Raw genomic sequence first — 25,442 nt, 5'->3', positions numbered from 1 at the left:
AGTGAACGGTCACCGATACAACCGTTTACTGCTTATTTTTATTTAACAAAGATTATCGTTTAATTAAGTCAAAAGTCATATACATGTTATAATTGAAATAATCAGATTCACACAGAAAGATTGGGGGCAAAATTTCATGAAAAAACGTAATGATGCATACGAAAAAGGCTATCAACAAGCCGTCAAAGAAATTGAGACCATGTCAAAACTCAAAAATAAAAAACGCCGTTTAAACAACTACATTAAAAAACGTAAACGTTCTTGGCGTTTCCACCAATTATTCAAAAGACGTAGTTCTCGCTATGTTGCGGGCTATAAACAAGCCTATATTGATATGGCAAAATCAATACCAGAAGAGTAAGGAAGTTCTGCTTCCTTGCTTTTTTTATTTTCTACACCTCTTATCTATTGATGAGTAGAAGATCCACCACTTCACAGTAATATAGCTATGTATTTTTCTGCATACCAAAAACAGCCGATACACAATGTACGGCTGTTTTTATATGAATCTATTCTTTTAAATTATGCTTCGTGTTTAATAGCTTTATCACTGATGTCACGACGGTAGAATAAACCTTCACTGTCAATGGCATCTGCTTTTTTATAAGCATTGGCTTTGGCTTCTTTAACAGTTTTGCCTTCACCAATCACTAAGATAACACGACCGCCAGAAGTGACGTAATCGTCGCCTTCTTTTTTCAAACCGCTGACAAATGTTTGGCCATCTAAATCAAAGCCGCTGACTTTCACACCTTTTTCATATGAGCCAGGATAGCCTTTAGACGCTAACATCACGCCTACAACAGCTTCGTCTTTCCATTTGTATTCAATCGGTTTGCGTGCTGCTAAGTCTAAGATATGTTGCATTAAGTCGCTGTCCATACGTGTTAAAAGCACTTGTGCTTCAGGATCACCGAAACGTGCATTAAACTCGATAACTTTCGGACCTTCATCAGTTAAGATTGCGCCGATGTAAAGGACACCGAAGAATGGATAGCCTTCTTCTTGCATCGCTTTCGCAATCGGTTGCGCAATTTCATCATTTGTACGTTTAAGTACATCTTTTGAAATATGAGGTACTGGACAATAGGCACCCATACCGCCTGTATTTGGTCCTTTATCGCCATCATATGCACGTTTATGGTCTTGCGCGATTGTATCGAAAGGTACCGCATAATCGCCATTCACAAACGTCATCACAGAGTATTCTTCGCCTTCTAAGAATTCTTCGAATACAATTTTACCTTGTTCTTCAGGATAAAGTGTTTCGACTGCATCTTTCGCTTCTTCACGTGTCATCGCAATGATTACACCTTTACCTGCTGCAAGTCCGTCTTTTTTCAAGACAACAGGAATCTTACAATCTTCTACATAGTTTAAAGCTTCAGATTTAGAATTCACTTCTACATACTCAGCAGTTGGAATATCATATTTTTCCATGATACGTTTCGCAAATGATTTAGAACCTTCAATTTGTGCTGCTTTCGCACCGGGACCGAATACTTTCACACCTGCGTCACGTAATTTGTCACCTAATCCTTCAGTTAAAGGTTGTTCTGGACCGATAACTGCCCATTCAACATCATGATCTACCGCAAATTTTACAATATCATCATGTGCAGTTTCAGCAATTTCACCGTGCACTTCAGCGACAGTTTCCATTGCTGCGTTTCCAGGAATTGCATACACTTGGTCAACAAGTTCAGATTGATTTAATTTGTGCGCAAGGACATGTTCACGTCCTCCGCCTCCGATTACTAATACTTTCATCTTGAGCATTTTCCTCCTGAATGATTAATGTTTGAAGTGACGTACGCCGGTCATTACCATCGCAATGCCGTGTTTGTCTGCCATATCAATAGAATCTTGGTCTTTAATAGAACCACCTGGTTGGATGATTGCTTTAATACCTGCTTTAGCAGCTAATTCTACTGTGTCATCCATTGGGAAGAAACCATCTGAAACTAATGCCACATTGTCATTGATTTCAATCGCACGTTCGATTGCGATTTCTGCAGAACCAACACGGTTCATTTGACCCGCACCGATACCTACAGTTTGATGGTCATTACTTAAGATGACTGCGTTACTTTTAACAGCCGCAACAACTTTCCAACCTAATTCCATTGCTTGCCATTGTTCTTCTGTCGGTTCAACTTTAGTCACAACTTTCATGTCATCACGTGAAATTGTTTTTGTATCTTTATCTTGAACTAAGTAGCCGCCAGATACCGATACGAATTCTTGTTCATCGTGGTCTACTGCCATATCTACTTCTAATAAGCGAATATTTTTCTTTTGTGTTAAGACTTCAAGTGCTTCGTCTGTAAATGAAGGTGCAATGACCACTTCTAAGAAGATTGAATGTAATTTTTCAGCAAGTTCTTTTGAAACTGGACGGTTCACCGCAACAATACCGCCGAAGATAGATTGACTATCTGCTTCATATGCGTTTTGGTATGCTTCTTCGATAGATTCGCCTACACCTACACCACATGGGTTCATATGTTTAACTGCAACTGCAGCTGGCTCTTCGAACTTTTTAACTAATGCTAATGTTGCATCCGCATCTTTAATGTTGTTGAAGCTTAATTGTTTCCCGTGTAATTGTTTAGCGCCTGCAATTGTATTGTTCGCATCTGATGTGCGTACAAAGTAAGCTGTTTGTTGAGGGTTTTCACCATAACGTAATTGTTCTTTGTTTTCTTTGAAGAAGTTCACAATCGCATTATCATAATCATTTGTATGTTCAAATACTTTAATCATCAATGATTTACGGAATGCTTCATCTAATGTGTTGTTTTTAAGGTGTTCAATGACTGCGTCATAGTCAGCAGGATCTACTACAGTTGTCACGTGCTTGAAGTTTTTCGCAGCTGCACGTAACATTGTCGGTCCACCGATATCGATATTTTCAATCGCATCCATTTCAGTTACGTCAGGGTTTGCGACAGTTTCTTTAAATGGATAAAGGTTAACGACAACCATGTCGATAAGATCGATGCCTTTTTCTTTTAATTGTTGTAAATGTTCAGGTTTATCGCGATCAGCTAAAATACCGCCATGTACAGCTGGGTGTAAAGTTTTTACACGGCCATCCATAATTTCATCAAATTGCGTTAAATCAGAAACAGATTTCACAGGTACGCCCGCTTCATCTAATGCACGCTTTGTGCCGCCTGTAGAATACAACTCATAGTCTAATTCAACTAATGACTTCGCGAAGTCTACAATGCCAGTTTTGTCTGATACACTTAAAATTACTTTTTTCATGTTAGAAATTGCCCCTCTTATCGAATAATTTTTGCGATGACTCTAGGATAAAGTTCATATTCTAAATTTTTAATACGTTCTTCTAGTTGTGCTTTTGTATCATCTGGATAGATGTCGCATTGACTTTGTTCAATGATTTCACCTGTATCCATTCCGCTGTCCACATAATGAACAGTAGAACCTGTGACCTTATCGCCGCTTTCAAAAGCTTGACCAATCGCATCAATACCTTTGTATTTCGGTAATAAAGCTGGATGAATGTTTAAAATACGGCCTTCATACGCATTCAATAAATCTGGACCGATTAAACGCATATAGCCTGCAAGTACAATCCACTCCACTTGTTCTTCTTTCAACAACTCTAATAAGCGTTGTTCATAATCACTTTTAGAATCAAATGTTTTAGGAAGTGTTACGTGGACTGGAATATTTAATTTCTCTGCACGTTCAATCGCGAACGCGTCGTCGTGATCGACATAAAGTGCTGTAATTTCAATATTGTCTAATCTGCCGTCTTGAACACGTTGTGCAATATTTTCAAAGTTGCTGCCAGAACCTGACGCAAAGATAGCTACTTTAGTCACGCTTTAACCCCCGTTAACTCGATAGGTTCTTCTTTACCTTCAACAATTTTACCGATTTTGAACGCTTCAACATTTTGACCTTTTAAGATTTCTAATGTTTTATCCGCATCCGCTTCATCTACAACTAATGTGAAACCAATACCCATATTGAAGATATTGTACATTTCTTCAGTTGCAATGTTGCCTGCTTGTTGTAACCAATCGAATACTTTAGGCGTCTTGAATGATTGTACGTCAATTTCAGCAGTGACACCTTCAGGTAAAGCACGTGGGATATTCTCATAGAAACCGCCGCCTGTGATATGTGTCATCGCATGCAATTTCACTTGTTCTTTCACAGCTAAGACAGGTTTAACATATAAACGTGTCGGTTCTAAGAATGTATCTAAGTACGTACGGCCATTATCGAATTCAGCATTTAAATCAACGCCTGATTCTTTAATTAAATGACGCACTAAGCTGTAACCATTAGAGTGGATACCGCTAGAAGCTAAACCAATAATGACTTGTCCTGGTTTAACTGTTGAACCATCGATATATTCATCTTTTTCAACGGCACCAACTGCGAAACCAGCTAAATCATACTCACCTTCATGATACATTTCGCCCATTTCAGCAGTTTCACCGCCGATTAAAGCTGTGTTTGTTTCTTCACAACCATCGCTGACACCTTTAACAATTTGTTCGATAACTTCAGGCACAACTTTGTTTGTTGCGATATAGTCAAGGAAATAAAGCGGTTCTGCACCTGTTGTTAAAATATCGTTGACACACATAGCCACTGCATCGATACCGATTGTGTCATGTTTGTCATGATCAATCGCAAGTTTCAACTTAGTACCAACACCGTCTGTACCAGAAACTAAGACTGGTTTTTGCATGTTTAATTGTGATAAATCAAACGCTGCACCGAAACCTCCTAGTCCACCTAGTACTTCTTTACGCATTGTACGTTGCACATGGCTTTTCATTCGCTCAACTGCTTCATATCCAGCATGAATATCCACACCGGCATTTTTATAAGAATCTGCTGCCACAGCTTTACACTCCTCTTCTTTTCAGTTCTTTAACTTCTGGTAATTGATGATCTACAATTTCAATTGGATAATTGCCTGTAAAGCAAGCGTCACACTCGCCTTTAGAGTCAAATTCTTTAAATACTTCATGCATGCCTTCTACAGATAAATACGTGAGTGAATCTGCACCAATCATGTCTCTGATTTCTTCGACACTATGTTGGGCTGCCATTAATTCTGCATGTGTAGATACATCGATACCGTAATAACATGGATCGATTAATGGTGGTGAAGAAATACCCATATGGACTTCTTTCGCACCTGCAGATTTTAATGCTTTCACAATGTATTTACTTGTCGTACCACGCACAATAGAGTCATCAATGACAATCACACGTTTGCCTTCAATGACGTCTCTGATCGGCGCATGTTTCATACGCACTTGTTTTTCACGGACGCTTTGGTCTGGTGTGATAAACGTACGGCCGATATAACGGTTTTTCAATAACCCTTGTTCATTCGGAATACCTGAGTATTCAGAGAAACCTTTTGCTGCTTGTAAAGATGAATCCGGTACACCGATAACAATATCAGCGTCAATACCCATCTCACTTGCTAATTTCTTACCTAATGCTTTACGCACGTTATAAATAGAGTGTTTATGGAACTCTGAATCCGGACGTGCAAAGTATACGTATTCCATTGAACACATATTATGGTGGATTTGGTTAGTATACGTATCATAATCAATATCGTGATCACCGCTGAATGTGATTAATTCACCTGGTTCGATGTCACGGATATATGTTGCGCCGATTGCTTGGAACGCACATGTTTCACTTGCGACACAATACGCACCATCAACTTCACCTAACATGAGTGGACGTACACCATTATTATCTCTAACCGCAGCAAGTTGATTTGTGTTCAGCATGACACAGCTGAATGCACCTTTAACTTGATTCAACGCTGCTTTTTGATTTGATTTAATACTTGGAGATTTGCCTCTGATTAATAAATGCGCTAATACTTCTGAATCGCTTGTTGTTTGGAAGACGCTGCCTTCAGATTCTAAAGCCTTACGAATTTGAACAGCATTCGTCAGGTTACCGTTATGTGCAAGTCCTAAATCACCTTTAGAATGTTTGAATAAGAAAGGTTGGACATTGGCAATTTCACTGGCACCTGTTGTCGCGTAACGCACATGCCCAATCGCATGTTGGAATCCTTGTAGAGATTCTAGTTGCGCGTCTGAAATGGCTTCAGTTAATAAACCCATGCCGCGTGCCCCAAACAGCGATTCGCCGTTTGAGCACACGATACCAGCACCTTCTTGGCCACGGTGTTGCAAGCTATGCAACGCCATGTAAGTTAAAGTTGCTGCATGGGGATGATTCCATATTCCAAAGACTCCACATTCTTCATTTAATCCGCGGATGTCATACATTGAGGAATTGCTCCTTCCCAAATTTCGTTTAACGTCGACACGTTTTCTTCTACAGTTGTTTGACCGTTTGTAACTTTGAACTTACCATCCTCAGTGATTGTTCCGATTTCTTGTGCATTAGGAATATCTAATGATTGTCCTGCTTTTACTGCAACAATGTAACGACCTTGTGATTCACTGAATAATTGTGCATCTGTTACATCTAATGTTGCATCTACACCTAAACCGTAGTGTGCACTGATTCGAGCTAATGAAATCAATAAGCCGCCTTTACCGACAGTTTGTACATGAGACGCTTTGCCGCTTCTGATTGCTTCTTTGATTTGTTCGCCTTTTTCAACTTCATTTGATAAATCAATTGCTTCTGATTCATGATTAACTTTACTGTATAATAATTTTTCAATTTGGCTGCCGCCGAAATCATCACGTGTTTCACCAACAACATATAATTTATCTCCAGCATGTGGGTGGAAATCATTTAAGTAGTCGATGTCTTCAATTAAGCCGACCATACCTACTACAGGTGTTGGGAAAATTGAAGTGCCTTTAGTTTCGTTATAAAGTGAAACGTTACCTGAAACAACTGGTGTTTTCAGAACTTCACATGCTTCTGCCATACCTTTTGTAGAGTCAGTTAATTGTTGATAGATTTCTTTTTTCTCTGGTGAACCGTAGTTTAAGCAGTCTGTCATTGCTAATGGTGTTGCACCTACAGCAATTAAGTTGCGGTATGCTTCAGCAACGACCATTTTACCGCCTTCATATGGTTGGTTGAAGACATAACGTGCTTCCCCATCGATTGTAGAAGCAATCGCTTTGTTTGTACCTTCAACACGTACCACAGATGCTTGTAAACCAGGTTTGATGACTGTGTTTGCACCTACTTGTTGGTCATATTGTTCGTATAAATAACGTTTAGACGTAATTGTAGGATGTGCTAATAATTTATGGAATACATCTTTAACATCTACATTGCTGTAGTCATTTTTAGATGTGTTATATTCTTTTGCTTCACCTTCTAGAATGTATACAGGTGATTCGTCTGCTAACGGTTGTACTGGAATGTCTGCATAAACTTCATCTTCATAAGTTAATACGAAACGATCTGTATCTGTAACTTCACCGATTACAGCACTATCTAACTCACGTCTGTCGAATAAGTCTAAGAATTTTTGTTCTGTACCTTTTTCTACTACAAGCAACATACGTTCTTGTGTTTCAGAAAGCATCATTTCGTAAGGAGAGATACCTTCTTCACGCACAGGTACTTTTTCTAATTGCATGTGTAAACCACTGCCGCCTTTAGCTGCCATTTCTGAAGAAGATGATGTTAAACCAGCAGCACCCATATCTTGGATACCGACTAATTCTGGGTAAGTGATAGCTTCAAGTGTTGCTTCCATCAATTTTTTACCTACAAATGGGTCACCGATTTGTACTGATGGACGTTTGCTTTCACTTTCTTCACTTAATTCTTCAGATGCGAATGTTGCACCATGGATACCGTCACGGCCTGTTTTTAGACCAACATAGATAACTGAGTTACCTGCACCTTTAGCTGTACCTTTTTGGATTTTGTCGTGATCAATGATACCCACGCACATTGCGTTAACTAATGGGTTGCCGTCGTAACGTTCATCGAATTCGATTTCACCGGCAGTCGTTGGGATACCGATACAGTTACCGTATCCGCCGATACCTGCTACAACACCACGTAATAATGTACGGTTTTGGATTTCATCTAGTTCACCGAAACGTAAGCTGTTTAATAAGTTGATCGGACGTGCACCGATAGATACGATGTCACGAATAATACCGCCGACACCTGTTGCTGCACCTTGGTAAGGTTCAATCGCAGATGGGTGGTTATGTGACTCAACTTTGAATACAACTGCTTGGTTGTCACCGATATCAACAACACCAGCACCTTCACCAGGTCCCATTAAGACATGTTCGCCTGTTGTCGGGAATTGTTTCAAGAATGGTTTAGAGTGTTTGTATGAACAGTGTTCACTCCACATTACAGAGAAAATACCGATTTCAGTAAAGTTTGGTTGACGACCTAAAATTTCGACAACTTTATCATATTCAGCGTCTGTTAATCCCATATCACGGTATAAATGTTCTGATTTAATTTCTTCGATACTTGGTTCAATAAACTTAGGCATTTTGTTCCCTCCAACTATTTACCATTGACTCAAATAATTTCACGCCATCGTCTGTTCCTAAAATTGATTCTAATGCACGTTCTGGGTGAGGCATCATGCCGCACACATTACCTTTTTCGTTAACAATACCAGCAATATCATGGTAAGAACCGTTCGGATTATCTTTATATTTCAAGATAATTTGGTTATTGTCTTCTAATGCTTTGTACATGTCTTTTGTACAGTAATAGCTGCCTTCACCATGTGCAACAGGATATACAACTGTTTCACCTTCAGCATATGCTTTTGTGAATGGTGTGTTGTTATTCACAACTTCTAATGCTTCGTTACGGCTGACAAATAAATGTGAATTGTTGTGTAATAACGCACCTGGTAATAAACCAATTTCTGTTAAGATTTGGAATCCGTTACATACACCTAATACGGGTTTGCCTTCATCTGCAAAACGTTTCACTTCTTTGATAACTGGTGCAACACTTGCCATCGCACCTGAACGTAAGTAGTCACCAAATGAGAAACCGCCAGGGATTAATACCCCGTCAAATCCTTCTAATGATGTCTCACGATAATCAACATACTCTGCGTCTACGCCTGTTTTCAAAGCTGCGTTCAACATATCTCTGTCACAGTTTGATCCAGGGAATACAAGTACTGCGAATTTCATTATGCATTCTCCTTTTCGTCAACTACTTTATAGCTGTACTCTTCAATGACTGTGTTCGCAAATAATTTTTCACTTAAAGTTGTAACGATATTATGAACCGCTTCATCTGTTGCTTCGTCCACTGTCATGTAAAGTAATTTACCTACACGGATATCATTCACTTGGTTATAGCCTAAGTCATGTACAGCACGGTTAAGTGCTTGTCCTTGTGTATCTAATACCTGTGGTTGTAATGTGATGTGCAATTCGATAGTTTTCATTATTTAAGATCCTCCAGTTTATTTAAGAAAGTTTGATAAGTCTCGATAATTGAACCGCGGTCTTCACGGTATACGTCTTTGTCAAAGTTAGTGTCACTGTCTTTTTCCCAAATACGGCAAGTATCTGGTGAAATTTCATCTGCTAAGAGAATTTGACCATCTTTAGTACGGCCGAATTCTACTTTGAAATCAATTAAACGTAAGTTAATACTATCAAGTAATTCAACTAACGCTTCATTGACTCCTAATACCATTTCTTTCAATTGTGCAATTTCTTCAGTAGTAGCAATGTGCAATAATCTCACATGGTCATCTGTTACTAGCGGGTCATTCAAATCATCATTTTTATAGAAGAATTCTACAAGTGGTGTTTCAAATTTTTGGCCTTTTTCAAAACCTAAGCGTCTTGTGATAGAACCTGCCGCAATATTACGTACGACCACTTCTAACGGAATGATTTCTACAGATTGAACAAGTTGTTCAGTCTCAGACGTTTGTTTGATAAAGTGGCTATTGATGCCTTTTTCTTTAAGGTGTTCAAACAAGATAGAAGTGATTTTATTATTTAAGCGGCCTTTACCATCGATATGGTCTTTTTTCGCACCGTTGCCGGCAGTCACTTCATCTTTGTATTCCACGCGTAATACGCCGTCTTCATCTGTTGAGAAAATTCGTTTTGCTTTACCTTCGTATAATAATGACATTATTTTGCTCCTCCTCTAAAGGTTGCCAACATGTCTTGTTCAGTTTTATCAATGTCATCAGTTAAAACTGTCATGTGACCCATTTTTCGTGCTGGTTTTCTAGATGCTTTGCCATAAATATGAACATGCCATTCAGGATGATCACCGAACTCATCTTCAAGTAAGTCTAAATCCTTACCAAGCAAGTTCATCATGACAGCTGGTTTTAAAGTTTCAATACGTTCTGGTAATTTTTGGCCAGTGACTGCTAGGATGTGTGTATCAAATTGTGAGAAGTCACAAGCTTCAATAGAATAATGGCCAGAATTGTGAGGTCTTGGTGCAATTTCGTTTACATATAAGTTGTTATCTTTATCAATAAAGAACTCTACTGTAAAAGTACCCACAAAATGCACTTTTTCTTTAATCTTATCTACTTCTGCACGCGCTTCTGCCTCTTTATCAGAACGTGCAGGCACGATTGTTTTAAATAAGATTTGATGACGGTGTTCGTTTTCTTGTAATGGGAAATAAACGATTTGACCGCCATTTCCGATTGTTACAGTTAATGATACTTCTTTATAAAGGTCTAAGAATTTTTCTGCTACACATTCTTGTACTTCGATTAGTGATTCAGCTTCTGCTAAATCTTCTTTTGAACGTACAAGCACTTGACCTTTACCGTCATAACCGCCGAAACGTGTTTTCACCATAAATGGATAACCTAATTTTTCAACAGCATGTTCTAAATCTTCAGCATTCGTAATTTGTGCATAAGGAACGATTTTCGTACCTGCTGATTCTAATGTTTGTTTTTCAGTTAAACGGTCTTGCAATAAATGGATGGCTTGATAGCCTTGAGGAACATTAAATTCTTTTGTGAGTGTTTCTAATTGATCTGCAGCAATGTTTTCAAATTCATATGTTACAACATCAGAAGCTTCACCAAGTTGTCTTAATGCATCTAGGTCATCGTAAGCTGCATTAATAAATTCATGTGCTACATATTGACACGGTGCTTCTTTGTCTGGATCTAAGACGATGACTCTAAAGCCCATTTTTTGAGCTGATTGTGCCATCATTTTGCCAAGTTGTCCGCCGCCAATAATACCGACAGTTGATCCAAACTTTAATTTACTGAAGTTCACTTTGCATCTCTCCTACTTTATCTACTAGTGATTGTTGATAAGCTTCTAACTTTTCTCTCACTTCATCGCTTTGAATACTTAAGATTCTTGCTGCAAGGATTCCAGCATTTTTCGCACCTGCTTTACCAATTGCAGTAGTTGCAACCGGAATACCGCCAGGCATTTGGACGATTGAAAGTAATGAATCTAAACCTTTCAAACTCTTAGATTCAATCGGAACGCCGATGACTGGTAATGTCGTCATTGAAGCAACCATACCCGGCAAGTGTGCTGCACCGCCTGCGCCTGCAATAATAACGTCATAACCGTTCAATCTTGCTTCTGTCGCAAAATCAAACATCAGTTTTGGTGTACGATGTGCTGAAACAACTTTCTTATCGTACGGGATTCCAAATTGATCTAACATCTGACAACTTTCTGACATCATATCCCAGTCAGACGAGCTGCCCATAATAACTGCCACTTTCAAATTGAACACCCTTTCAATTATTTGAAATTTTAATCTAGTAAGTTGTATATTACAGATATAGCATAACAAATCAAGTCATGCTTTTTCAATCAAAAATCGAACTTTCTCACGGAAATTCAATTAAAATTCCGGATTTTAATGTTATATTGTTGTTTTACACTTCAAAACATCTATGAAAGTTCGAAAAATTATTAGGAGGAATTTACACATGGTTGCAAAAATTTTAGATGGCAAACAAATTGCTAAAGATTATCGTCAAGGATTGCAAGATCAAGTTGAAGCGTTAAAAAAAGAGGGCTATACGCCGAAACTATCAGTTATTCTTGTAGGTAACGATGGCGCAAGCATGAGCTATGTAAGATCAAAAAAGAAAGCTGCTGAAAAAATCGGCATGATTTCTGAAATTGTTCATTTAGAAGAAACAGCTTCAGAAGAAGAAGTATTAAATGAATTAGAACGTTTAAACAACGATGACACGGTCAGCGGTATCTTAGTTCAAGTACCTCTTCCAGAACAAGTCAGCGAACAAAAAGTACTAGAAACAATCAACCCTGAAAAAGACGTTGACGGTTTCAACCCAGCAAACATCGGTAAATTGTATATTGATGAACAAACATTCGTACCTTGTACACCACTAGGTATTATGGAATTATTGAAAAATGCAGATATTGATTTAGAAGGTAAAGAAGCAGTTGTCATTGGACGTTCTCATATCGTCGGCCAACCTGTTTCAAAACTATTACTTCAACAAAATGCGACAGTTACAATTTTACACTCTCGTTCAAAAGACATGAGCAAACATCTTAAAAATGCTGATGTTATTGTCAGTGCTGTAGGTCGTCCAGGTTTAGTTACAAAAGACGACGTTAAAGAAGGCGCAGTTGTCATTGATGTGGGTAACACACCAGATGAAAACGGCAAACTTAAAGGTGACGTTGAATACGACGAAGTAAAAGAAATTGCTGGCGCTATCACACCTGTTCCAGGCGGTGTTGGTCCAATGACAATTACAATGGTATTAAACAATACGTTATTAGCTGAAAAAATGCGCAGAGGTTTAGATAAATAACACTCTGCCTTTCAGTAAAGGTACATTGAGGGGGACCTAAAGAAAAAGCGGTCGGCTTGCTTTAATGTTAAAGCAATTACCGACCGCTTTTTTGTTTTGTGGTCACTTGTGTGAGATAGACATTCTGAAAATGGTTTACCAAATGATTTGTTCAATTGTTTCGTCGTCTAAAGATTTAACAATTTCTGTCACTAATTCTACAGCATTTAAGTAATCTTGTTTATGCAACACTGAAACATTTGAGTGCATGTAACGAAGCGGAACACCCACAACAATTGAAGGGATACCTTCGTGTGCTAAATGGATGCTGCCTGCATCTGTACCGCCGCCTGGTGTTGTATCCCATTGGATTTCAATGCCTTTGTCTTGTGCTACTTTTTTCACATGCTTTCTGAATCCAGAATGGCCGATTGCTGTTGCATCCATTAAAACAACTAATGGTCCTTTGCCAAGTTCAGCATCATGGTCACCGCCGCCCATACCTGGTGTATCGTAAGCAATACCAACATCTACAGCGATAGCTAGATCTGGTTTGATTTTATTCGCCGCAACTTTCGCACCACGTAAGCCGACTTCTTCTTGGACTGTTGCACCTGAAACTAGGTTAACGTTGATTGCGTCGTCTTTAAGGTTGTTTAAAGTGTCGACCGCAAGTGCACAGCCGAAGCGGTTATCAAATGCTTTCGCTGTTAAGTAGTTCTCATCACCTAATACTTCGAACTCTGAGTATGGTGTTACCATATCTCCAATATCAATGCCGAGTTTTTCTGCTTCCTCTTTTGAAGCTACACCAACATCGATAAACATATCTTTAATATCAATTGGTGTTTTACGTTGTTCAGGTGTTAAGACATGTGGCGGTTTAGAACCTATGATGCCTCTGATTTCTTTATCTTCATCAGTCGTTACAGTTACTTTTTGAGATAACATCACTTGGTTCCACCAACCACCGACTGGCGTAAATTTCAAATAACCTTTGTCGTCGATTTTTGTAACCATAAAACCTACTTCATCTAAATGTCCTGCAACCATTAAAGTTTTAGAACCGTTGCCTGCTTTTTTCTTACCGAAGATGCCACCTAAGTTATCTTCAACCAGTTCATCTGAAACAGGTTCTAAGTAATCTTTCATAAGTTGTTTTACTTTGTATTCGTGACCGGCAATTCCGTTCACGTCTGTTAAATCCTTTAGTAGTTTAACTGTTTTGTCCATGAATATGTCCCCCTTCTTTTCTTTTAATCATATCAATATTCAATGTACGTGAACACTTTTTACCCTCGGATATAAACCAAACAAAAAGAAGCTGTCCCTTCCGAAAGTTCGGAAAGCACAGCTTCTTCTCTAATACAGATTAATTTTTGAGTAACAATTAAACGTCTACACTTAAACGTGGAATGAATGTTTCGAAATGGATTTGAGATTTGTCTAAACCTAATTCATATAACTCATTGACGATTGATTTCAAGAATGAAATACCGCCACATACATATACTTCAGTATCTTCTGTAACGTATGGTTTTAAATCTTCTTGTGTGATATAACCATTTGATTTGCGATCATGAATTTCATAAGTGACATTATCATTCTCTGCAGCATCGTTAGATAAACGTTGTGCAAATGGTACATCATTTACATCAGTTGTATTGTGAATGAATTGAATGTTCGGCGCGCCGACTTCAATTGCTTTTTCATACATTGATACTAACGGTGTCACACCGATACCTGACGCTAAGAATAATTGGTCTTTATCAGTGTTATGCAATCTGAATGCACCAACTGGCGCAGTTAAGTTGATATCATCTCCATCTTTAACTTCGTCATGCAAGATTGTTGAAACTTCACCTTCACTATCTTCAGAAACATCACGTTTAACTGCAAAAGTTAATGTGTCTTCGTCTCCGCCAACGATTGAATAGTGACGTTTTGCTCTATATGGTAATTTATCGCTTGAAACATCAACTGTAATATATTGACCTGCTTCAAAGTTGCGTAAATCATATTTATCTGATGAAACTGTAAATGCTTTAATATCTGAAGCGACATTTTCAATGTTTGTAACAGTGAATGGTTGGAAACCATCCCATAACATTTCAGCATACATGTTTTTCTCTACTTGAATGAATACATCTGCAATTTCCCAGTATGCGTTAATCCAAGCTTGAATCACTGGATCTTCCTCTTTTAAATCTAATACGTGCATAATTGCTGCGATTAAGTTTTCACCAACAATTTTGTAACCTGATTCAGGTACTTGTAATGCAACGTGTTTGTAAGCAATCTCTTTAACTACAGGCATAATTGCACCTAATTGTTCAATATTTGCTGCTGCAGCTAAAACTGTTTGAGCTAAGGCTGTGGATTGCAAACCTTTTTTCTGGTTAGTTTGGTTGAACATGTTGCGTAACTCTGGGTGTTCATTGAACATTCTATTGTAGAAGAATGACGTAATTTCCACACCTTTTTCTTGAAGAACTGGTACTGTTTGTTTAATAATATCCATATCTTTTTCAGATAACATTTAACTTCACTCCCTCTTCGACTCAATTTCATCATAATACGAATATGACGAAATTAAAACAATTAAGAATCTAGTTCACATAATAGACAATTTTAATTTATCTTTCTTCATATTCTTTTCACAATTTAAAATAGACAATATGACAAAATTAAAACGCATTACAACAATTCTTGTTCAAATCCTCTTTATTACACGCGCGGGACTCAAGATCCCGTTTAACTAATGAAATAAAGTGCAGACAACCCATCATTATTGAAGCTATACAAAGATTTGACATCCTCTCCTATATATAGTTCATTATATTTCCGCTTTTTCTCAGTAAACATTTGACAAATGAGAAAACTTAACGTTATTTTAATCTGATTTTCATAATTATTCTGTAAAATGAGTCTTGTGATAAAGATTAGGTCCCTAGTAGGATGTAATAAAGAGTGAAACACGATATATTGAGTCTAATACAAATTTTAATCGCGACTATGCGTGATTGAATTACCTAATATAACGCTTTAATGATTAGCCATTGAATACGGAGGTCTAAACAATGAACAAACTATTACAGTCACTTTCAGCACTTGGTGTTTCAGCTACATTAGTCACACCTAATTTGAATGCTGAAGCTACAGATAATTCTATACCGAAACTTAAAGGTGTTGAAGATGCGATTATTCAAAAAGGCGAAAATTACAATTTACTTAATGGAATCAGTGCTTATGATAAAGAAGACGGAGATTTAACAGATCAGATTATCGTAAATGGTCATGTTGATACTAATAAAATCGGTAAATATAAAGTCGAATATCAAGTCATTGATTCAGATGGAGCGAAAGATATTTCTGAACGCTACATAGAAGTCAAGTAACTTGTCGATAAAATCAATTTTAAAATAATTATTTTGTTTTTTGGCGCTAGCGCTTTCAATCCCTTAATTGATAAGCGTTCTCAACTAAAGCGCCCTTTTTTGTGCTTTCTGTCATTTTTGTCAGTATTCACAAAATGGACACATAAATTTAACAAATCTGTGAAAGCCCGTCAGGCCTAGTGTCTGTAAGGCTTTCTTTATTTTTGTTTAAAAAATTTGCTGATACCCACTTGTAAATATTGCATAATAAACTAAAATTATTGTTAAGCCCTACAATTGTAGTATTAGGAGGTCAATAAAGTGTCAAAAATTAAGTCTTTGCTTCTATTGTTCGGCTCACTGATTTTACTCAGTGGTTGTGAACATATGGAAGTACTTAACCCAAAAGGGCCAATGGCAAGCAGTTTAAAATGGCTGATTATTTATTCAATCATCTTTATGCTTGTTATTGTTGCGGTTGTATTTGTCCTATTCGCAGTATTCGCTTATAAATACCGATACACAAATACAACACAATCAGGTAAAGTACATCACAGTGCTTTATTAGAAACTATTTGGTTCACCGTACCATTTATCATCTTACTTGCTTTGGCTATTCCAACAGTCAAAACACTTTATGAGTACGATGCACCGCCTGCAAAAGACAAAGACCCTGTCGTCGTTTATGCAACAAGTGCAGGTTTCAAATGGTTCTTTGCTTATCCAGAGCAAAAAATTGAAACAGTGAATCACATTACGATTCCAAAAGATCGCCCAATTGTATTCAAGTTACAATCTATGGATACAATGACAAGTTTCTGGATTCCACAACTTGGCGGTCAAAAATACGCTATGACTGCAATGACAATGGAATGGACATTAGAAGCTGACCAAGAAGGTACGTTCCGTGGACGTAACTCAAACTTCAACGGTGAAGGTTTCGCTCGTCAAACATTCCCAGTACATGCAGTAAGCAACTCAGAATTCAACAAATGGGTAGAAAAAGCTAAGAAAGAACCTAAACTTTCTCAAGATACTTTCGATAAACAATTACTACCTACAACTAAGAATGAAGAGTTGACATTCAGTGGTACTCACATGGACTTCGTAGATCCAGCTGCTGACCCTGAATACATCTTCTACGCTTATAAACGTTTCCATTACACTCCAAAAGATCCAAACTTCTATGATGTAACTGAAGGCGTATTAAGCAAACCAGATTCAAAATATCCTGCTCGTAAATCTCAAATTACAAACGCTATGTATAAGAGACACGGTATGGATGCTATGATCTTACCTAACGACAAACCATATAATAATGAATTCAAGAAAGAAGAATCTCATAATATGGACGAAATGGAAAAAGCTCAAAAAGGCGCGAAAGATGAAAAAGCTGAAGAGCTTAACAAGAAAAATCATGGAGGTGAACATTAATGAATTTCCCATGGCATGAATTACTCGTTCAAGGTAACTGGATGATCACAATGGCTCAAATTGGTGCGCCATTCCTAGTTATCGGGGTAATCGCAGTAATCACGTACTTTAAGTTATGGAAATATCTTTACAGAGAGTGGTTTACAACAATTGACCACAAGAAAATCGGATTAATGTATCTGATTTGTGCTGTATTAATGTTCGTCCGTGGTGGTATTGATGCAATTTTAATTCGTACGCAATTAACAATTCCAAACAACCCGTTCTTGGAATCAAACCACTATAACGAAATCTTTACAACACACGGTGTTATCATGATCATCTTCATGGCAATGCCATTCATTTTCGGTTTATGGAACGTAGTTGTACCTCTACAAATTGGTGCACGCGACGTTGCATTCCCTGTAATGAACAACATTAGCTTCTGGTTATTCTTCGGAGCAATGTTACTATTCAACATGTCATTCATCATTGGTGGCTCACCTGCTGCAGGTTGGACAAACTATGCACCACTTGCTGGTGAGTTCAGTCCAGGTCCTGGTGTTAACTATTACCTATTAGCAATTCAGCTTTCAGGTATCGGTACATTAATGACAGGTATTAACTTCTTCGTAACAATTTTACGAATGAAAACACCAACTATGAAATTTATGGAAATGCCAATGTTCACAGTAACAACTTTCGTTACAGCATTGATCATTATCCTAGTATTCCCTGTATTCACAGTTACATTAGCATTGATGACAATTGACCGTATCTTCGGTACTCAATTCTTCACAGTTGCTAATGGTGGTATGCCAATGCTTTGGGCTAACTTCTTCTGGGTTTGGGGGCACCCTGAGGTTTATATCGTTGTCCTTCCAGCATTCGGTATTTTCTCAGACGTTATTTCAACGTTCGCACGTAAACACTTATTCGGTCATAAGAGTATGATCTGGGCAACATCAGCAATCGCATTCTTGAGTTTCTTAGTATGGGTTCACCATTTCTTCACTATGGGTAATGGTCCTTTAATCAACTCATTCTTCTCAATCTCAACAATGTTAATCGCTGTGCCTACCGGTGTTAAAATATTCAACTGGTTAGCTACGCTATACCAAGGTCGAATTTCATTCGAATCGCCAATGCTATTCTCATTAGCGTTCATCCCAACGTTCACAATCGGTGGGGTAACAGGGGTAATGTTAGCAATGGCTTCAACAGACTATCAGTACCATAATACGTACTTCTTAGTAGCCCACTTCCACTACACATTAGTTTGTGGTGTTGTGTTCGCTTGTTTAGCAGCACTTATCTTCTGGTATCCTAAGATGATGGGTTACAAATTGAATGAACGCTTGAACAAACCATTCTTCTGGTTATTCGTAATCGGATTCAACGTTTGTTTCATGCCACAATTCATTCTTGGTTTAGACGGTATGCCACGTCGTTTATACACTTACATGCCATCAGATGGTTGGTTCATGTTAAACGTAATTTCTACAATCGGTGCACTATTAATGTCAATCGGCTTCTTATTCTTAGTAGCTAACATTGTTTACAGTCACCTTAAATCACCACGTATCGCTTCAGGCGACTCATGGGGTATCGGACGTTCACTTGAGTGGAGTACTGCTTCATCAATTCCACCAGTGTACAACTTCGCAATCACTCCAGACTGGGATGATTTAGACACATTTGTAGATATGAAAAAACAAGGTCGTCATTACTTAGACAACCATAATTATAAAGATATCCACATGCCGAACAACACACCAGTTGGTTTCTTCATGGCTATCTTCTTAACTGTTGGTTGCTTCTTCTTAACATTCGAAACTATCGTACCAGCGATTATCTGCTTAATCGGTACATTAGGTACAATGATTTACAGAAGTTTCCAAGTCGACCATGGTTACTATATCCCAGCTTCTGAAGTAGCTGCTACTGAAGCAAAACTTCGTGAAGCTCGTGAAAAAGAACGGGAGGCTGAAAGTCATGCATGATACAAAAACAATTGATGCGCAATCGCATGAAGGTAATTTGAACAAGTTTGGCTTCTGGATCTTCCTAACAGCTGAATTCTCTTTATTCGGTACACTATTTGCGACGTTGCTTATCATGCAACACGGCGGTGATTACGCTGGTAAGTTAACAACTGATTTATTCGAAATGCCTTTAGTATTATTAATGACATTTGCGTTATTAATCAGTTCATATACATGTGGTATTTCAATTTATTACATGAGAAAAGAAAAGCAAAAACTAATGATGATCTGGATGATTATCACAGTATTGCTTGGTATCTTATTCGTAGGTTTAGAAATTTACGAGTTCGCACACTATGCACACCAAGGTGTAACACCACAAATCGGTTCTTACTGGTCAAGTTTCTTCATCTTGTTAGGAACACACGGTGTCCACGTTTCGTTGGGTATCGGTTGGGTGATTTGTCTATTAATCCAAGTTGCAATGCGTGGACTTAATAAAGACAATGCGCCAAAATTATTTATCGTAAGTTTATACTGGCACTTCTTAGATGTTGTTTGGGTCTTCATCTTTACTGCAGTATACTTGATAGGGATGGTGTATAGCGGATGAATACAATAGCAAAACATACAGTTGGCTTTATTGCCTCAATTGTCTTGACACTATTAGCAGTATACGTGACGATTTACACATCTTTAGCACTTAATGCTAAGATTACAATTATCTTTGGATTTGCTTTCATCCAAGCTGCCCTTCAATTATTAATGTTCATGCATTTAACTGAAGGTAAAGATGGACGCACACAATTATTCAAAGTTATCTTCGCCATTATCATTACCCTAATTACTGTAATCGGTTCTTACTGGGTTATGGTCGGCGGACACAGTGCTCATATGTAATATCATTATTTCTATGGTGCACAAAAACTGGCTGGGGTTCTCCCCTGCCAGTTTTTTTATACATAATTTTAGACTATTTTGCAGAAGGATTATAAAATATATAAGTAGCTTATTTTATTATTAAAAGGAGGAAGAAAGAGATATGACAACCCCTATTATCATAGATACTGATCCAGGTATTGATGATGCAGCTGCTATCAGCATTGCGCTGAATCATCCTGAGATTGATGTGAAAATGATTACTACCGTACATGGTAATGTCAATATAGATAAAACAACACGTAACGCCTTACAACTTAAAGCATTCTTCGACAGTGATGTCCCAGTACATCGTGGTGCAGCTGCACCTTTGATCAACGCACCGATTGATGCTTCTCACGTACATGGTGAAACAGGTATGGGTGGTTATGAGCTTCCAGAACCTTCACCAGAATTACTTGCCTCTAATCGTGCTATAGAAGCTATGCGAGAAACCATATTAGAATCTGAGGACCCCATTACCCTTGTACCTATTGGTCCCTTAACAAATATTGCTTTGCTTTTTAAAACGTATCCAGAAGTTAAATCCAATATCAAAGCAATTGTTTTAATGGGCGGCAGTGCTGGACGTGGTAATGTCACACCTGCTGCTGAATTTAATATCTACTGTGACCCAGAAGCTGCAGATATTGTCTTTAAAGCAGGCCTCCCTATTACTATGGTTGGACTTGATGTTGCAAGAGGTGCAAGTTTATCAAGTACTGCTATTAACGAGTTAAAATCTATTAATCAAACCACACATATGTTGTATCATATGTTTAACCATTACCACGGCGATGAATTCGATACAGGCATTGCTGTTTACGATGCATATACAATGCTTTACCTACTGCATCCAGAACACTTTAAAACAGCAGATGCAGCTGTTGCTATCGAATTAAATGGCACATTCACTCGCGGTGCAACTGTCGTGAATTACAATGTGCAAGAAAAGCCAGTAAATGTCGTATTAGCTGTAGATAAAACCCGCTTTAAACAACTATTCTTTGAGGCACTCTCTTATGCGAAATAATACTAAACTAGGTACATTCCTAATAAGTTATTATGCTATAATAATGACGAAATCGAAAAAATATACAGGTTGTGAAATATAATGAATTTAAAAGAAGCGCGACATCAAAAAATACTATCTATATTGAAAGAAAACGGAAGTGTCAGTGTCAGTTATTTATCTAATGATATGGACGTCGCTGCAATGACCATCCGCCGTGATTTAAAAGAGCTTGAACATAAAGCCTTGCTTGTACGAGTTCATGGCGGTGCCGTCTTACCTCATACTTTTTATAACGAGCTAGCGAATGAAGAAAAGCAACAGCTGAACAGTGATAAAAAACGTATGATTGCAGAAAAAGCCAGCCGTTTGATTCAAAATGAAGATACGATATTCATCGGATCCAGCACAACAAACGAAGCTATCTTCCCTTTCATTAAAGATATGCGTCTACATATCATTACTAATTCACTGTATATTTTTCAACAATACGAAGCCTTAGAAAACATGGATATTGTTTTAATCGGAGGTCGTTATCGAAAGAAAACCGGATCGTTTATCGGACGGCTCGCTAATACAATGTTAGAGTCATTACATATCGATAAAGCGTTTATCGGTGTCAATGGTATTAGTGATAATGATGCGACAACCGCAAACGAAGAAGAAGGCAAAGCAAATGAAATTATTTTGAACCAATCCTCAAAGAAATATCTTGTTTCAGACAGCTCAAAATTCAATACACGTGCTTTCTCTGTTTTCTATCAAATCGATCATTTAGATGCGATTATTACAGATAATGATATTCCACAGACTATTAGAGAAAATTATCAAAACTACACTGATATTCTATAATTTAATACGAACATTAACGCACACGAAACGTGTGCGTTTTCTTTTTGTCTAATTATTGAAATATCCCCTCTCATTTCTTTAGAAACTCCCTTTTATCAATAGATTTACTTAATATTTACAATCTATCAAATTGACAAATTACCCCTTGAAGTGTATATTCTAGATAAGAACAAAATCAAACATTTTCGAACAGGAGGATTTATTATGTCTATTGTTATTCATAGTGATTCACAGTCAAAAGAATTAAAAGATTTCATTTTAGAATCTTTAGCAGATGCTGAGTACGAAATCGAGGACTTATCAGTAAACAGTAAAGCAACTAACATTGCTGAAATTACACTTGAGGTTACTAAATATGTCCAAGAGCACGAAGGTACAAAAGCCATCGTCATCGACAAATATGGTATTGCACCTTTCAACTTTGCTAACAAACAAAAAAATATTATTGCAGCAACGGTTTCAGATGAGCAATCAGCAAAAATGACTCATAGACACAATAATACAAACGTTATCGTATTAGGTAGCGAAGTTGTAGGTAAATTAAACGCATTAAACTGCGTAAAAGCATTCTTAAAAGCAGGCTACGACGCTGGACGACACCAAATCAGAGTAGATATGTTGAATTCTTTATGTTAATAGGAGGATATTAAATTATGAAAATTGCTATTGGTTGTGACCATATTGTTACAAATATTAAAGCAGAAGTTGCTACTTATTTAAAAAATAACGGACATGAAGTGATTGATGTCGGTACTTATGACTACGTACGTACACACTATCCTATCTACGGTACACGTATTGGTCATTTAGTAGCTACAGGTGAAGTAGACTTTGGTGTTGCATTATGTGGTACTGGTGTAGGTATCAGCGCAAGTGCGACTAAAGTTCCTGGAACTCGTGTTGCATTAGTTCGTGATGCAACAAGTGCACGTTTAGCAAGAAGCGAATACAACTGTAATGTCATCGCAGCTGGCGGTATGGTTACAGGTGTTGACTTAATCAAAAACATCGTTGATACATTTGCAGAAACAGAATATGAACCAACTCCAGAAAAAGAAGCAATCATCAAAGCTATGGATGAAACTTTAAAACCTGAAGATGTTCATTACACTCCAGAAATGTTCGATGATTTCCTAACTAAATGGAATAACGGAGAATATCACGACTAATGACATTCAAACTATTAACCGTTACATTAAATCCTGCAATTGATATCAATTACCCATTAGAACACTTCGAAATCAATTCAGTTCAACGTGCAACCGAAGATTACAAATCAGCTGGCGGTAAAGGCATCAACGTAGCACGTGTTGCGAGTGAACTAGGAATTGATGTTACATGTACAGGAATTATCGGCGGTAAATTTGGCGAGTGGTTAACTAACAACTTAGATGAAACAAAGATCCAACATGATTTCACTGTTTCTCCAGCTTCAACTCGTTTATGTATCGCCGTTACTAGCGAGAATAGTCAAACTGAAATTTTAGAAAGCGGTGCATTGCAACCAGAAGAAATTCAAATCCGCTTCTTAGAACACTTCAATACGATTATTTCTAACTTTGACCTAATTACAATTTCAGGCAGCTTACCTAAAGGCTTCCCTGAAGACTATTACGTCAAATTATTAGAAGTCGCTAAAGAACAGAATGTACCAGTTTGTTTAGATACTTCAGGCCAAGTATTAAACTATACTGTTAATCATTCAAAACATTGCCCTCCTCTTTTAATCAAACCAAATGATGAAGAGATTAAAGCAATTACCAATTCAGATAACATCGACTTAGCTAATCAATTATTAGACGAAAGCTTAGCGCACATTCCATATATCTTATTATCATTAGGTAAAAATGGTGCATTACTACGTCATGAAGCACAAGTCTATAATGTTGATATTCCTAAAGTCGTTGCGATTAACCCAGTAGGTTCTGGAGACAGCAGTTTAGCTGGTTTCAGCTATGGTATCTCTAAAGATGCTTCTATCCAAGATTCAGCAACATACGCTATGGCTGCTGGTATTTCAAATGCATTAGAAGCACGAACTGGCCACATTGATTTAAATAACTTTGAGAAATTCAGTAATCAAATAACTATTGAAAAGGTGGAACATTCATCATGACAAAATCAATTAAACCTTTATTAAACGACAAAAATTACATCGCTGCATTAGCAATCGACCAACGTGGTGCTTTAAAACGCTTATTAGGCGAAGATGCTAAAACAGAAGATTTAGAACAATTCAAAGTACATGTTTCTGAAGAGTTAACTCCATACGCTTCAAGTATCTTATTAGACCCTGAATATGGTCTTCCAGCAACTAAAGTTCGTGCTAAAAACGCTGGTTTATTATTAGCTTATGAAAAAACTGGTTATGATGCTTCAGAACCAGGACGTTTACCTGACTTATTAAACGTATGGTCTGTTAAACGTTTAAAAGAAGCTGGCGCAGATGCTGTTAAATTATTAGTTTACGTTGACATCGACGAAGACAAAGCAATCAACGATCAAAAAGAAGCTTTCGTTGAACGTGTTGGTGCTGAATGTGTAGCTGAAGGTTTACCATTATTCTTAGAAATCGTTTCTTATGACGCTAACAACGCTGACAGCGGTTCTGAAGAATATGCTAAAGTAAAAGCACACAAAGTAAACGACGCAATGAAAAAATACTCTGAACCTCGTTTCAATGTAGACGTATTAAAAGTAGAAATTCCTGTAAACATGAACTATGTTGAAGGATTCGGTGAAAAAGCATTATTCACTAAAGAAGAAGCTGCTCAAGCTTTCAAAGAACAAGCTGCTTCAACTAACTTACCTTACATCTACTTAAGCGCAGGTGTATCTGCAGACTTATTCCAAAAAACTTTATACTTCGCTAAAGAATCAGGTTCTACATTCAATGGTGTATTATGTGGCCGTGCTACATGGAGAGGTGCAACTGACCACTTCGCAGAAGGCGACGATGCAGTTGTAGAATGGTTCCGTACTGAAGGTAAAGCAAACATCGAAAGCTTAAACAAAGTATTAGATGAAACTGCTAACCCAGTTAAATAATAAATTGAATCACTATCTTGCCTAGCAACCAAAAGTTGCTAGGTTTTTTTATAATCTCTATATAGACAACTATCTAT

The 25,442-nt window shown here is 37.6% G+C and carries 26 protein-coding genes; 13 read left to right on the top strand and 13 right to left on the bottom strand.

Annotated features, from left to right (window positions below):
* Positions 1 to 136: 136 nt before the first annotated feature.
* Positions 137 to 361 carry a hypothetical protein gene (locus BU038_RS00195; RefSeq protein ID WP_107604288.1) on the top strand — a complete coding sequence of 75 codons (225 nt, stop codon included), beginning with the start codon at positions 137 to 139 and terminating at the stop codon, positions 359 to 361.
* Positions 362 to 522: 161 nt separating this feature from the next.
* On the opposite strand, the gene purD is transcribed toward BU038_RS00195, so the two are convergent.
* Genes purD through purE form a run of 11 tightly spaced genes read right to left on the bottom strand, consistent with a single transcriptional unit; the run spans position 523 to position 11,712 of the window.
* Positions 523 to 1,770, bottom strand: a complete 1,248-nt coding sequence (purD, locus tag BU038_RS00190) for a phosphoribosylamine--glycine ligase (RefSeq protein ID WP_107604287.1) — start codon at positions 1,768 to 1,770, stop codon at positions 523 to 525.
* A gap of 24 nt (positions 1,771 to 1,794) precedes the next feature.
* Complete coding sequence (gene purH / locus BU038_RS00185; RefSeq protein ID WP_107604286.1) at positions 1,795 to 3,273, bottom strand: bifunctional phosphoribosylaminoimidazolecarboxamide formyltransferase/IMP cyclohydrolase; 1,479 nt, start codon at positions 3,271 to 3,273, stop codon at positions 1,795 to 1,797.
* A gap of 17 nt (positions 3,274 to 3,290) precedes the next feature.
* Positions 3,291 to 3,857, bottom strand: a complete 567-nt coding sequence (gene purN, locus BU038_RS00180) for a phosphoribosylglycinamide formyltransferase (RefSeq protein WP_107604285.1) — start codon at positions 3,855 to 3,857, stop codon at positions 3,291 to 3,293.
* On the bottom strand, positions 3,854 to 4,894 hold the full coding sequence (purM, locus tag BU038_RS00175; protein ID WP_107604284.1) for a phosphoribosylformylglycinamidine cyclo-ligase: 1,041 nt from the start codon (positions 4,892 to 4,894) through the stop codon (positions 3,854 to 3,856). The genes purN and purM overlap by 4 nt, the downstream gene beginning before the upstream one ends.
* 4 nt (positions 4,895 to 4,898) lie before the next feature.
* Entirely contained in the window at positions 4,899 to 6,320 is a 1,422-nt protein-coding gene (gene purF / locus BU038_RS00170; protein ID WP_107604283.1) for an amidophosphoribosyltransferase, read from the bottom strand.
* Positions 6,299 to 8,488 (bottom strand): phosphoribosylformylglycinamidine synthase subunit PurL, encoded by a 2,190-nt coding sequence (gene purL, locus BU038_RS00165; protein ID WP_107604282.1) that lies wholly within the window; start codon positions 8,486 to 8,488, stop codon positions 6,299 to 6,301. Before purL ends, purF begins: the two co-directional genes overlap by 22 nt.
* The gene (gene purQ / locus BU038_RS00160) at positions 8,481 to 9,152 is read right to left on the bottom strand and encodes a phosphoribosylformylglycinamidine synthase subunit PurQ (protein ID WP_107604281.1); all 672 of its coding nucleotides are present in this window, start codon (positions 9,150 to 9,152) and stop codon (positions 8,481 to 8,483) included. The genes purL and purQ overlap by 8 nt, the downstream gene beginning before the upstream one ends.
* A complete protein-coding gene (gene purS, locus BU038_RS00155; RefSeq protein ID WP_002480497.1) occupies positions 9,152 to 9,412 on the bottom strand; it encodes a phosphoribosylformylglycinamidine synthase subunit PurS in 261 nt (86 codons plus the stop codon). The genes purQ and purS overlap by 1 nt, the downstream gene beginning before the upstream one ends.
* A complete protein-coding gene (gene purC, locus BU038_RS00150) occupies positions 9,412 to 10,116 on the bottom strand; it encodes a phosphoribosylaminoimidazolesuccinocarboxamide synthase (protein WP_107604280.1) in 705 nt (234 codons plus the stop codon). Before purC ends, purS begins: the two co-directional genes overlap by 1 nt.
* Positions 10,116 to 11,243, bottom strand: coding sequence for a 5-(carboxyamino)imidazole ribonucleotide synthase (gene purK, locus BU038_RS00145; protein ID WP_107604279.1), 1,128 nt, complete (start codon positions 11,241 to 11,243; stop codon positions 10,116 to 10,118). The genes purC and purK overlap by 1 nt, the downstream gene beginning before the upstream one ends.
* The gene (gene purE / locus BU038_RS00140; protein ID WP_107604278.1) at positions 11,230 to 11,712 is read right to left on the bottom strand and encodes a 5-(carboxyamino)imidazole ribonucleotide mutase; all 483 of its coding nucleotides are present in this window, start codon (positions 11,710 to 11,712) and stop codon (positions 11,230 to 11,232) included. The genes purK and purE overlap by 14 nt, the downstream gene beginning before the upstream one ends.
* Positions 11,713 to 11,920: 208 nt before the next feature.
* On the opposite strand from purE, the gene folD reads away from it, so the two are divergent.
* Positions 11,921 to 12,781, top strand: a complete 861-nt coding sequence (gene folD / locus BU038_RS00135; protein WP_107604277.1) for a bifunctional methylenetetrahydrofolate dehydrogenase/methenyltetrahydrofolate cyclohydrolase FolD — start codon at positions 11,921 to 11,923, stop codon at positions 12,779 to 12,781.
* Between the two features lie 135 nt (positions 12,782 to 12,916).
* Here the strand turns inward: folD and BU038_RS00130 are convergent, their stop codons facing one another.
* Together BU038_RS00130 and BU038_RS00125 are read right to left on the bottom strand one after the other, a co-directional pair.
* Positions 12,917 to 13,993, bottom strand: a complete 1,077-nt coding sequence (locus BU038_RS00130; protein WP_107604276.1) for a M42 family metallopeptidase — start codon at positions 13,991 to 13,993, stop codon at positions 12,917 to 12,919.
* Between the two features lie 157 nt (positions 13,994 to 14,150).
* Positions 14,151 to 15,299, bottom strand: a complete 1,149-nt coding sequence (locus tag BU038_RS00125) for a globin domain-containing protein (protein WP_107604275.1) — start codon at positions 15,297 to 15,299, stop codon at positions 14,151 to 14,153.
* 541 nt (positions 15,300 to 15,840) lie between these two features.
* On the opposite strand from BU038_RS00125, the gene BU038_RS00120 reads away from it, so the two are divergent.
* The 11 genes from BU038_RS00120 (at position 15,841) to lacD (ending at position 25,365) form a co-directional block, all read left to right on the top strand.
* Positions 15,841 to 16,158, top strand: a complete 318-nt coding sequence (locus BU038_RS00120) for a DUF5011 domain-containing protein (RefSeq protein WP_107604274.1) — start codon at positions 15,841 to 15,843, stop codon at positions 16,156 to 16,158.
* A gap of 300 nt (positions 16,159 to 16,458) precedes the next feature.
* Entirely contained in the window at positions 16,459 to 17,571 is a 1,113-nt protein-coding gene (gene qoxA, locus BU038_RS00115) for a cytochrome aa3 quinol oxidase subunit II (protein WP_107604273.1), read from the top strand.
* Positions 17,571 to 19,553: a cytochrome aa3 quinol oxidase subunit I gene (qoxB, locus tag BU038_RS00110; RefSeq protein ID WP_107604272.1), complete on the top strand. Its 1,983-nt coding sequence runs from the start codon at positions 17,571 to 17,573 to the stop codon at positions 19,551 to 19,553. Before qoxA ends, qoxB begins: the two co-directional genes overlap by 1 nt.
* Positions 19,546 to 20,148: a cytochrome aa3 quinol oxidase subunit III gene (qoxC, locus tag BU038_RS00105; protein ID WP_070864332.1), complete on the top strand. Its 603-nt coding sequence runs from the start codon at positions 19,546 to 19,548 to the stop codon at positions 20,146 to 20,148. Before qoxB ends, qoxC begins: the two co-directional genes overlap by 8 nt.
* Positions 20,145 to 20,435 carry a cytochrome aa3 quinol oxidase subunit IV gene (qoxD, locus tag BU038_RS00100; protein ID WP_070848692.1) on the top strand — a complete coding sequence of 97 codons (291 nt, stop codon included), beginning with the start codon at positions 20,145 to 20,147 and terminating at the stop codon, positions 20,433 to 20,435. The genes qoxC and qoxD overlap by 4 nt, the downstream gene beginning before the upstream one ends.
* 142 nt (positions 20,436 to 20,577) lie before the next feature.
* Positions 20,578 to 21,486: a ribonucleoside hydrolase RihC gene (gene rihC / locus BU038_RS00095; RefSeq protein WP_107604271.1), complete on the top strand. Its 909-nt coding sequence runs from the start codon at positions 20,578 to 20,580 to the stop codon at positions 21,484 to 21,486.
* A gap of 81 nt (positions 21,487 to 21,567) precedes the next feature.
* The gene (locus tag BU038_RS00090; protein ID WP_107604270.1) at positions 21,568 to 22,317 is read left to right on the top strand and encodes a DeoR/GlpR family DNA-binding transcription regulator; all 750 of its coding nucleotides are present in this window, start codon (positions 21,568 to 21,570) and stop codon (positions 22,315 to 22,317) included.
* A gap of 204 nt (positions 22,318 to 22,521) precedes the next feature.
* Positions 22,522 to 22,953 (top strand): RpiB/LacA/LacB family sugar-phosphate isomerase, encoded by a 432-nt coding sequence (locus BU038_RS00085; protein WP_002480482.1) that lies wholly within the window; start codon positions 22,522 to 22,524, stop codon positions 22,951 to 22,953.
* Between the two features lie 17 nt (positions 22,954 to 22,970).
* Entirely contained in the window at positions 22,971 to 23,486 is a 516-nt protein-coding gene (gene lacB, locus BU038_RS00080) for a galactose-6-phosphate isomerase subunit LacB (protein ID WP_107604269.1), read from the top strand.
* Positions 23,486 to 24,433: a 1-phosphofructokinase family hexose kinase gene (locus BU038_RS00075; RefSeq protein WP_107604268.1), complete on the top strand. Its 948-nt coding sequence runs from the start codon at positions 23,486 to 23,488 to the stop codon at positions 24,431 to 24,433. The genes lacB and BU038_RS00075 overlap by 1 nt, the downstream gene beginning before the upstream one ends.
* Entirely contained in the window at positions 24,430 to 25,365 is a 936-nt protein-coding gene (gene lacD / locus BU038_RS00070) for a tagatose-bisphosphate aldolase (RefSeq protein ID WP_107604267.1), read from the top strand. The genes BU038_RS00075 and lacD overlap by 4 nt, the downstream gene beginning before the upstream one ends.
* Positions 25,366 to 25,442 lie beyond the last annotated feature (77 nt).

It is taken from the genome of Staphylococcus simulans (genome assembly GCF_003043455.1).
Lineage (GTDB): Bacteria > Bacillota > Bacilli > Staphylococcales > Staphylococcaceae > Staphylococcus > Staphylococcus simulans_A.
The sequence above is the reverse complement of the archived record's forward strand: the minus strand, read 5'-3'. Positions and strand labels throughout refer to the sequence as shown.

Bases quoted from the DNA above. Each gene is read 5' to 3' on its own strand.
- purS (WP_002480497.1), bottom strand. From the start codon at position 9,412: ATGAAAACTATCGAATTGCACATCACATTACAACCACAGGTATTAGAT.
- BU038_RS00075 (WP_107604268.1), top strand. From the start codon at position 23,486: ATGACATTCAAACTATTAACCGTTACATTAAATCCTGCAATTGATATC.
- qoxD (WP_070848692.1), top strand. From the start codon at position 20,145: ATGAATACAATAGCAAAACATACAGTTGGCTTTATTGCCTCAATTGTC.
- purQ (WP_107604281.1), bottom strand. From the start codon at position 9,152: ATGAAATTCGCAGTACTTGTATTCCCTGGATCAAACTGTGACAGAGAT.
- lacB (WP_107604269.1), top strand. From the start codon at position 22,971: ATGAAAATTGCTATTGGTTGTGACCATATTGTTACAAATATTAAAGCA.
- rihC (WP_107604271.1), top strand. From the start codon at position 20,578: ATGACAACCCCTATTATCATAGATACTGATCCAGGTATTGATGATGCA.
- qoxB (WP_107604272.1), top strand. From the start codon at position 17,571: ATGAATTTCCCATGGCATGAATTACTCGTTCAAGGTAACTGGATGATC.
- purL (WP_107604282.1), bottom strand. From the start codon at position 8,488: ATGCCTAAGTTTATTGAACCAAGTATCGAAGAAATTAAATCAGAACAT.
- BU038_RS00195 (WP_107604288.1), top strand. From the start codon at position 137: ATGAAAAAACGTAATGATGCATACGAAAAAGGCTATCAACAAGCCGTC.
- BU038_RS00125 (WP_107604275.1), bottom strand. From the start codon at position 15,299: ATGTTATCTGAAAAAGATATGGATATTATTAAACAAACAGTACCAGTT.
- purH (WP_107604286.1), bottom strand. From the start codon at position 3,273: ATGAAAAAAGTAATTTTAAGTGTATCAGACAAAACTGGCATTGTAGAC.
- BU038_RS00120 (WP_107604274.1), top strand. From the start codon at position 15,841: ATGAACAAACTATTACAGTCACTTTCAGCACTTGGTGTTTCAGCTACA.
- purC (WP_107604280.1), bottom strand. From the start codon at position 10,116: ATGTCATTATTATACGAAGGTAAAGCAAAACGAATTTTCTCAACAGAT.
- BU038_RS00130 (WP_107604276.1), bottom strand. From the start codon at position 13,993: ATGGACAAAACAGTTAAACTACTAAAGGATTTAACAGACGTGAACGGA.
- BU038_RS00090 (WP_107604270.1), top strand. From the start codon at position 21,568: ATGAATTTAAAAGAAGCGCGACATCAAAAAATACTATCTATATTGAAA.
- purD (WP_107604287.1), bottom strand. From the start codon at position 1,770: ATGAAAGTATTAGTAATCGGAGGCGGAGGACGTGAACATGTCCTTGCG.
- lacD (WP_107604267.1), top strand. From the start codon at position 24,430: ATGACAAAATCAATTAAACCTTTATTAAACGACAAAAATTACATCGCT.
- folD (WP_107604277.1), top strand. From the start codon at position 11,921: ATGGTTGCAAAAATTTTAGATGGCAAACAAATTGCTAAAGATTATCGT.
- qoxC (WP_070864332.1), top strand. From the start codon at position 19,546: ATGCATGATACAAAAACAATTGATGCGCAATCGCATGAAGGTAATTTG.
- purF (WP_107604283.1), bottom strand. From the start codon at position 6,320: ATGTATGACATCCGCGGATTAAATGAAGAATGTGGAGTCTTTGGAATA.
- BU038_RS00085 (WP_002480482.1), top strand. From the start codon at position 22,522: ATGTCTATTGTTATTCATAGTGATTCACAGTCAAAAGAATTAAAAGAT.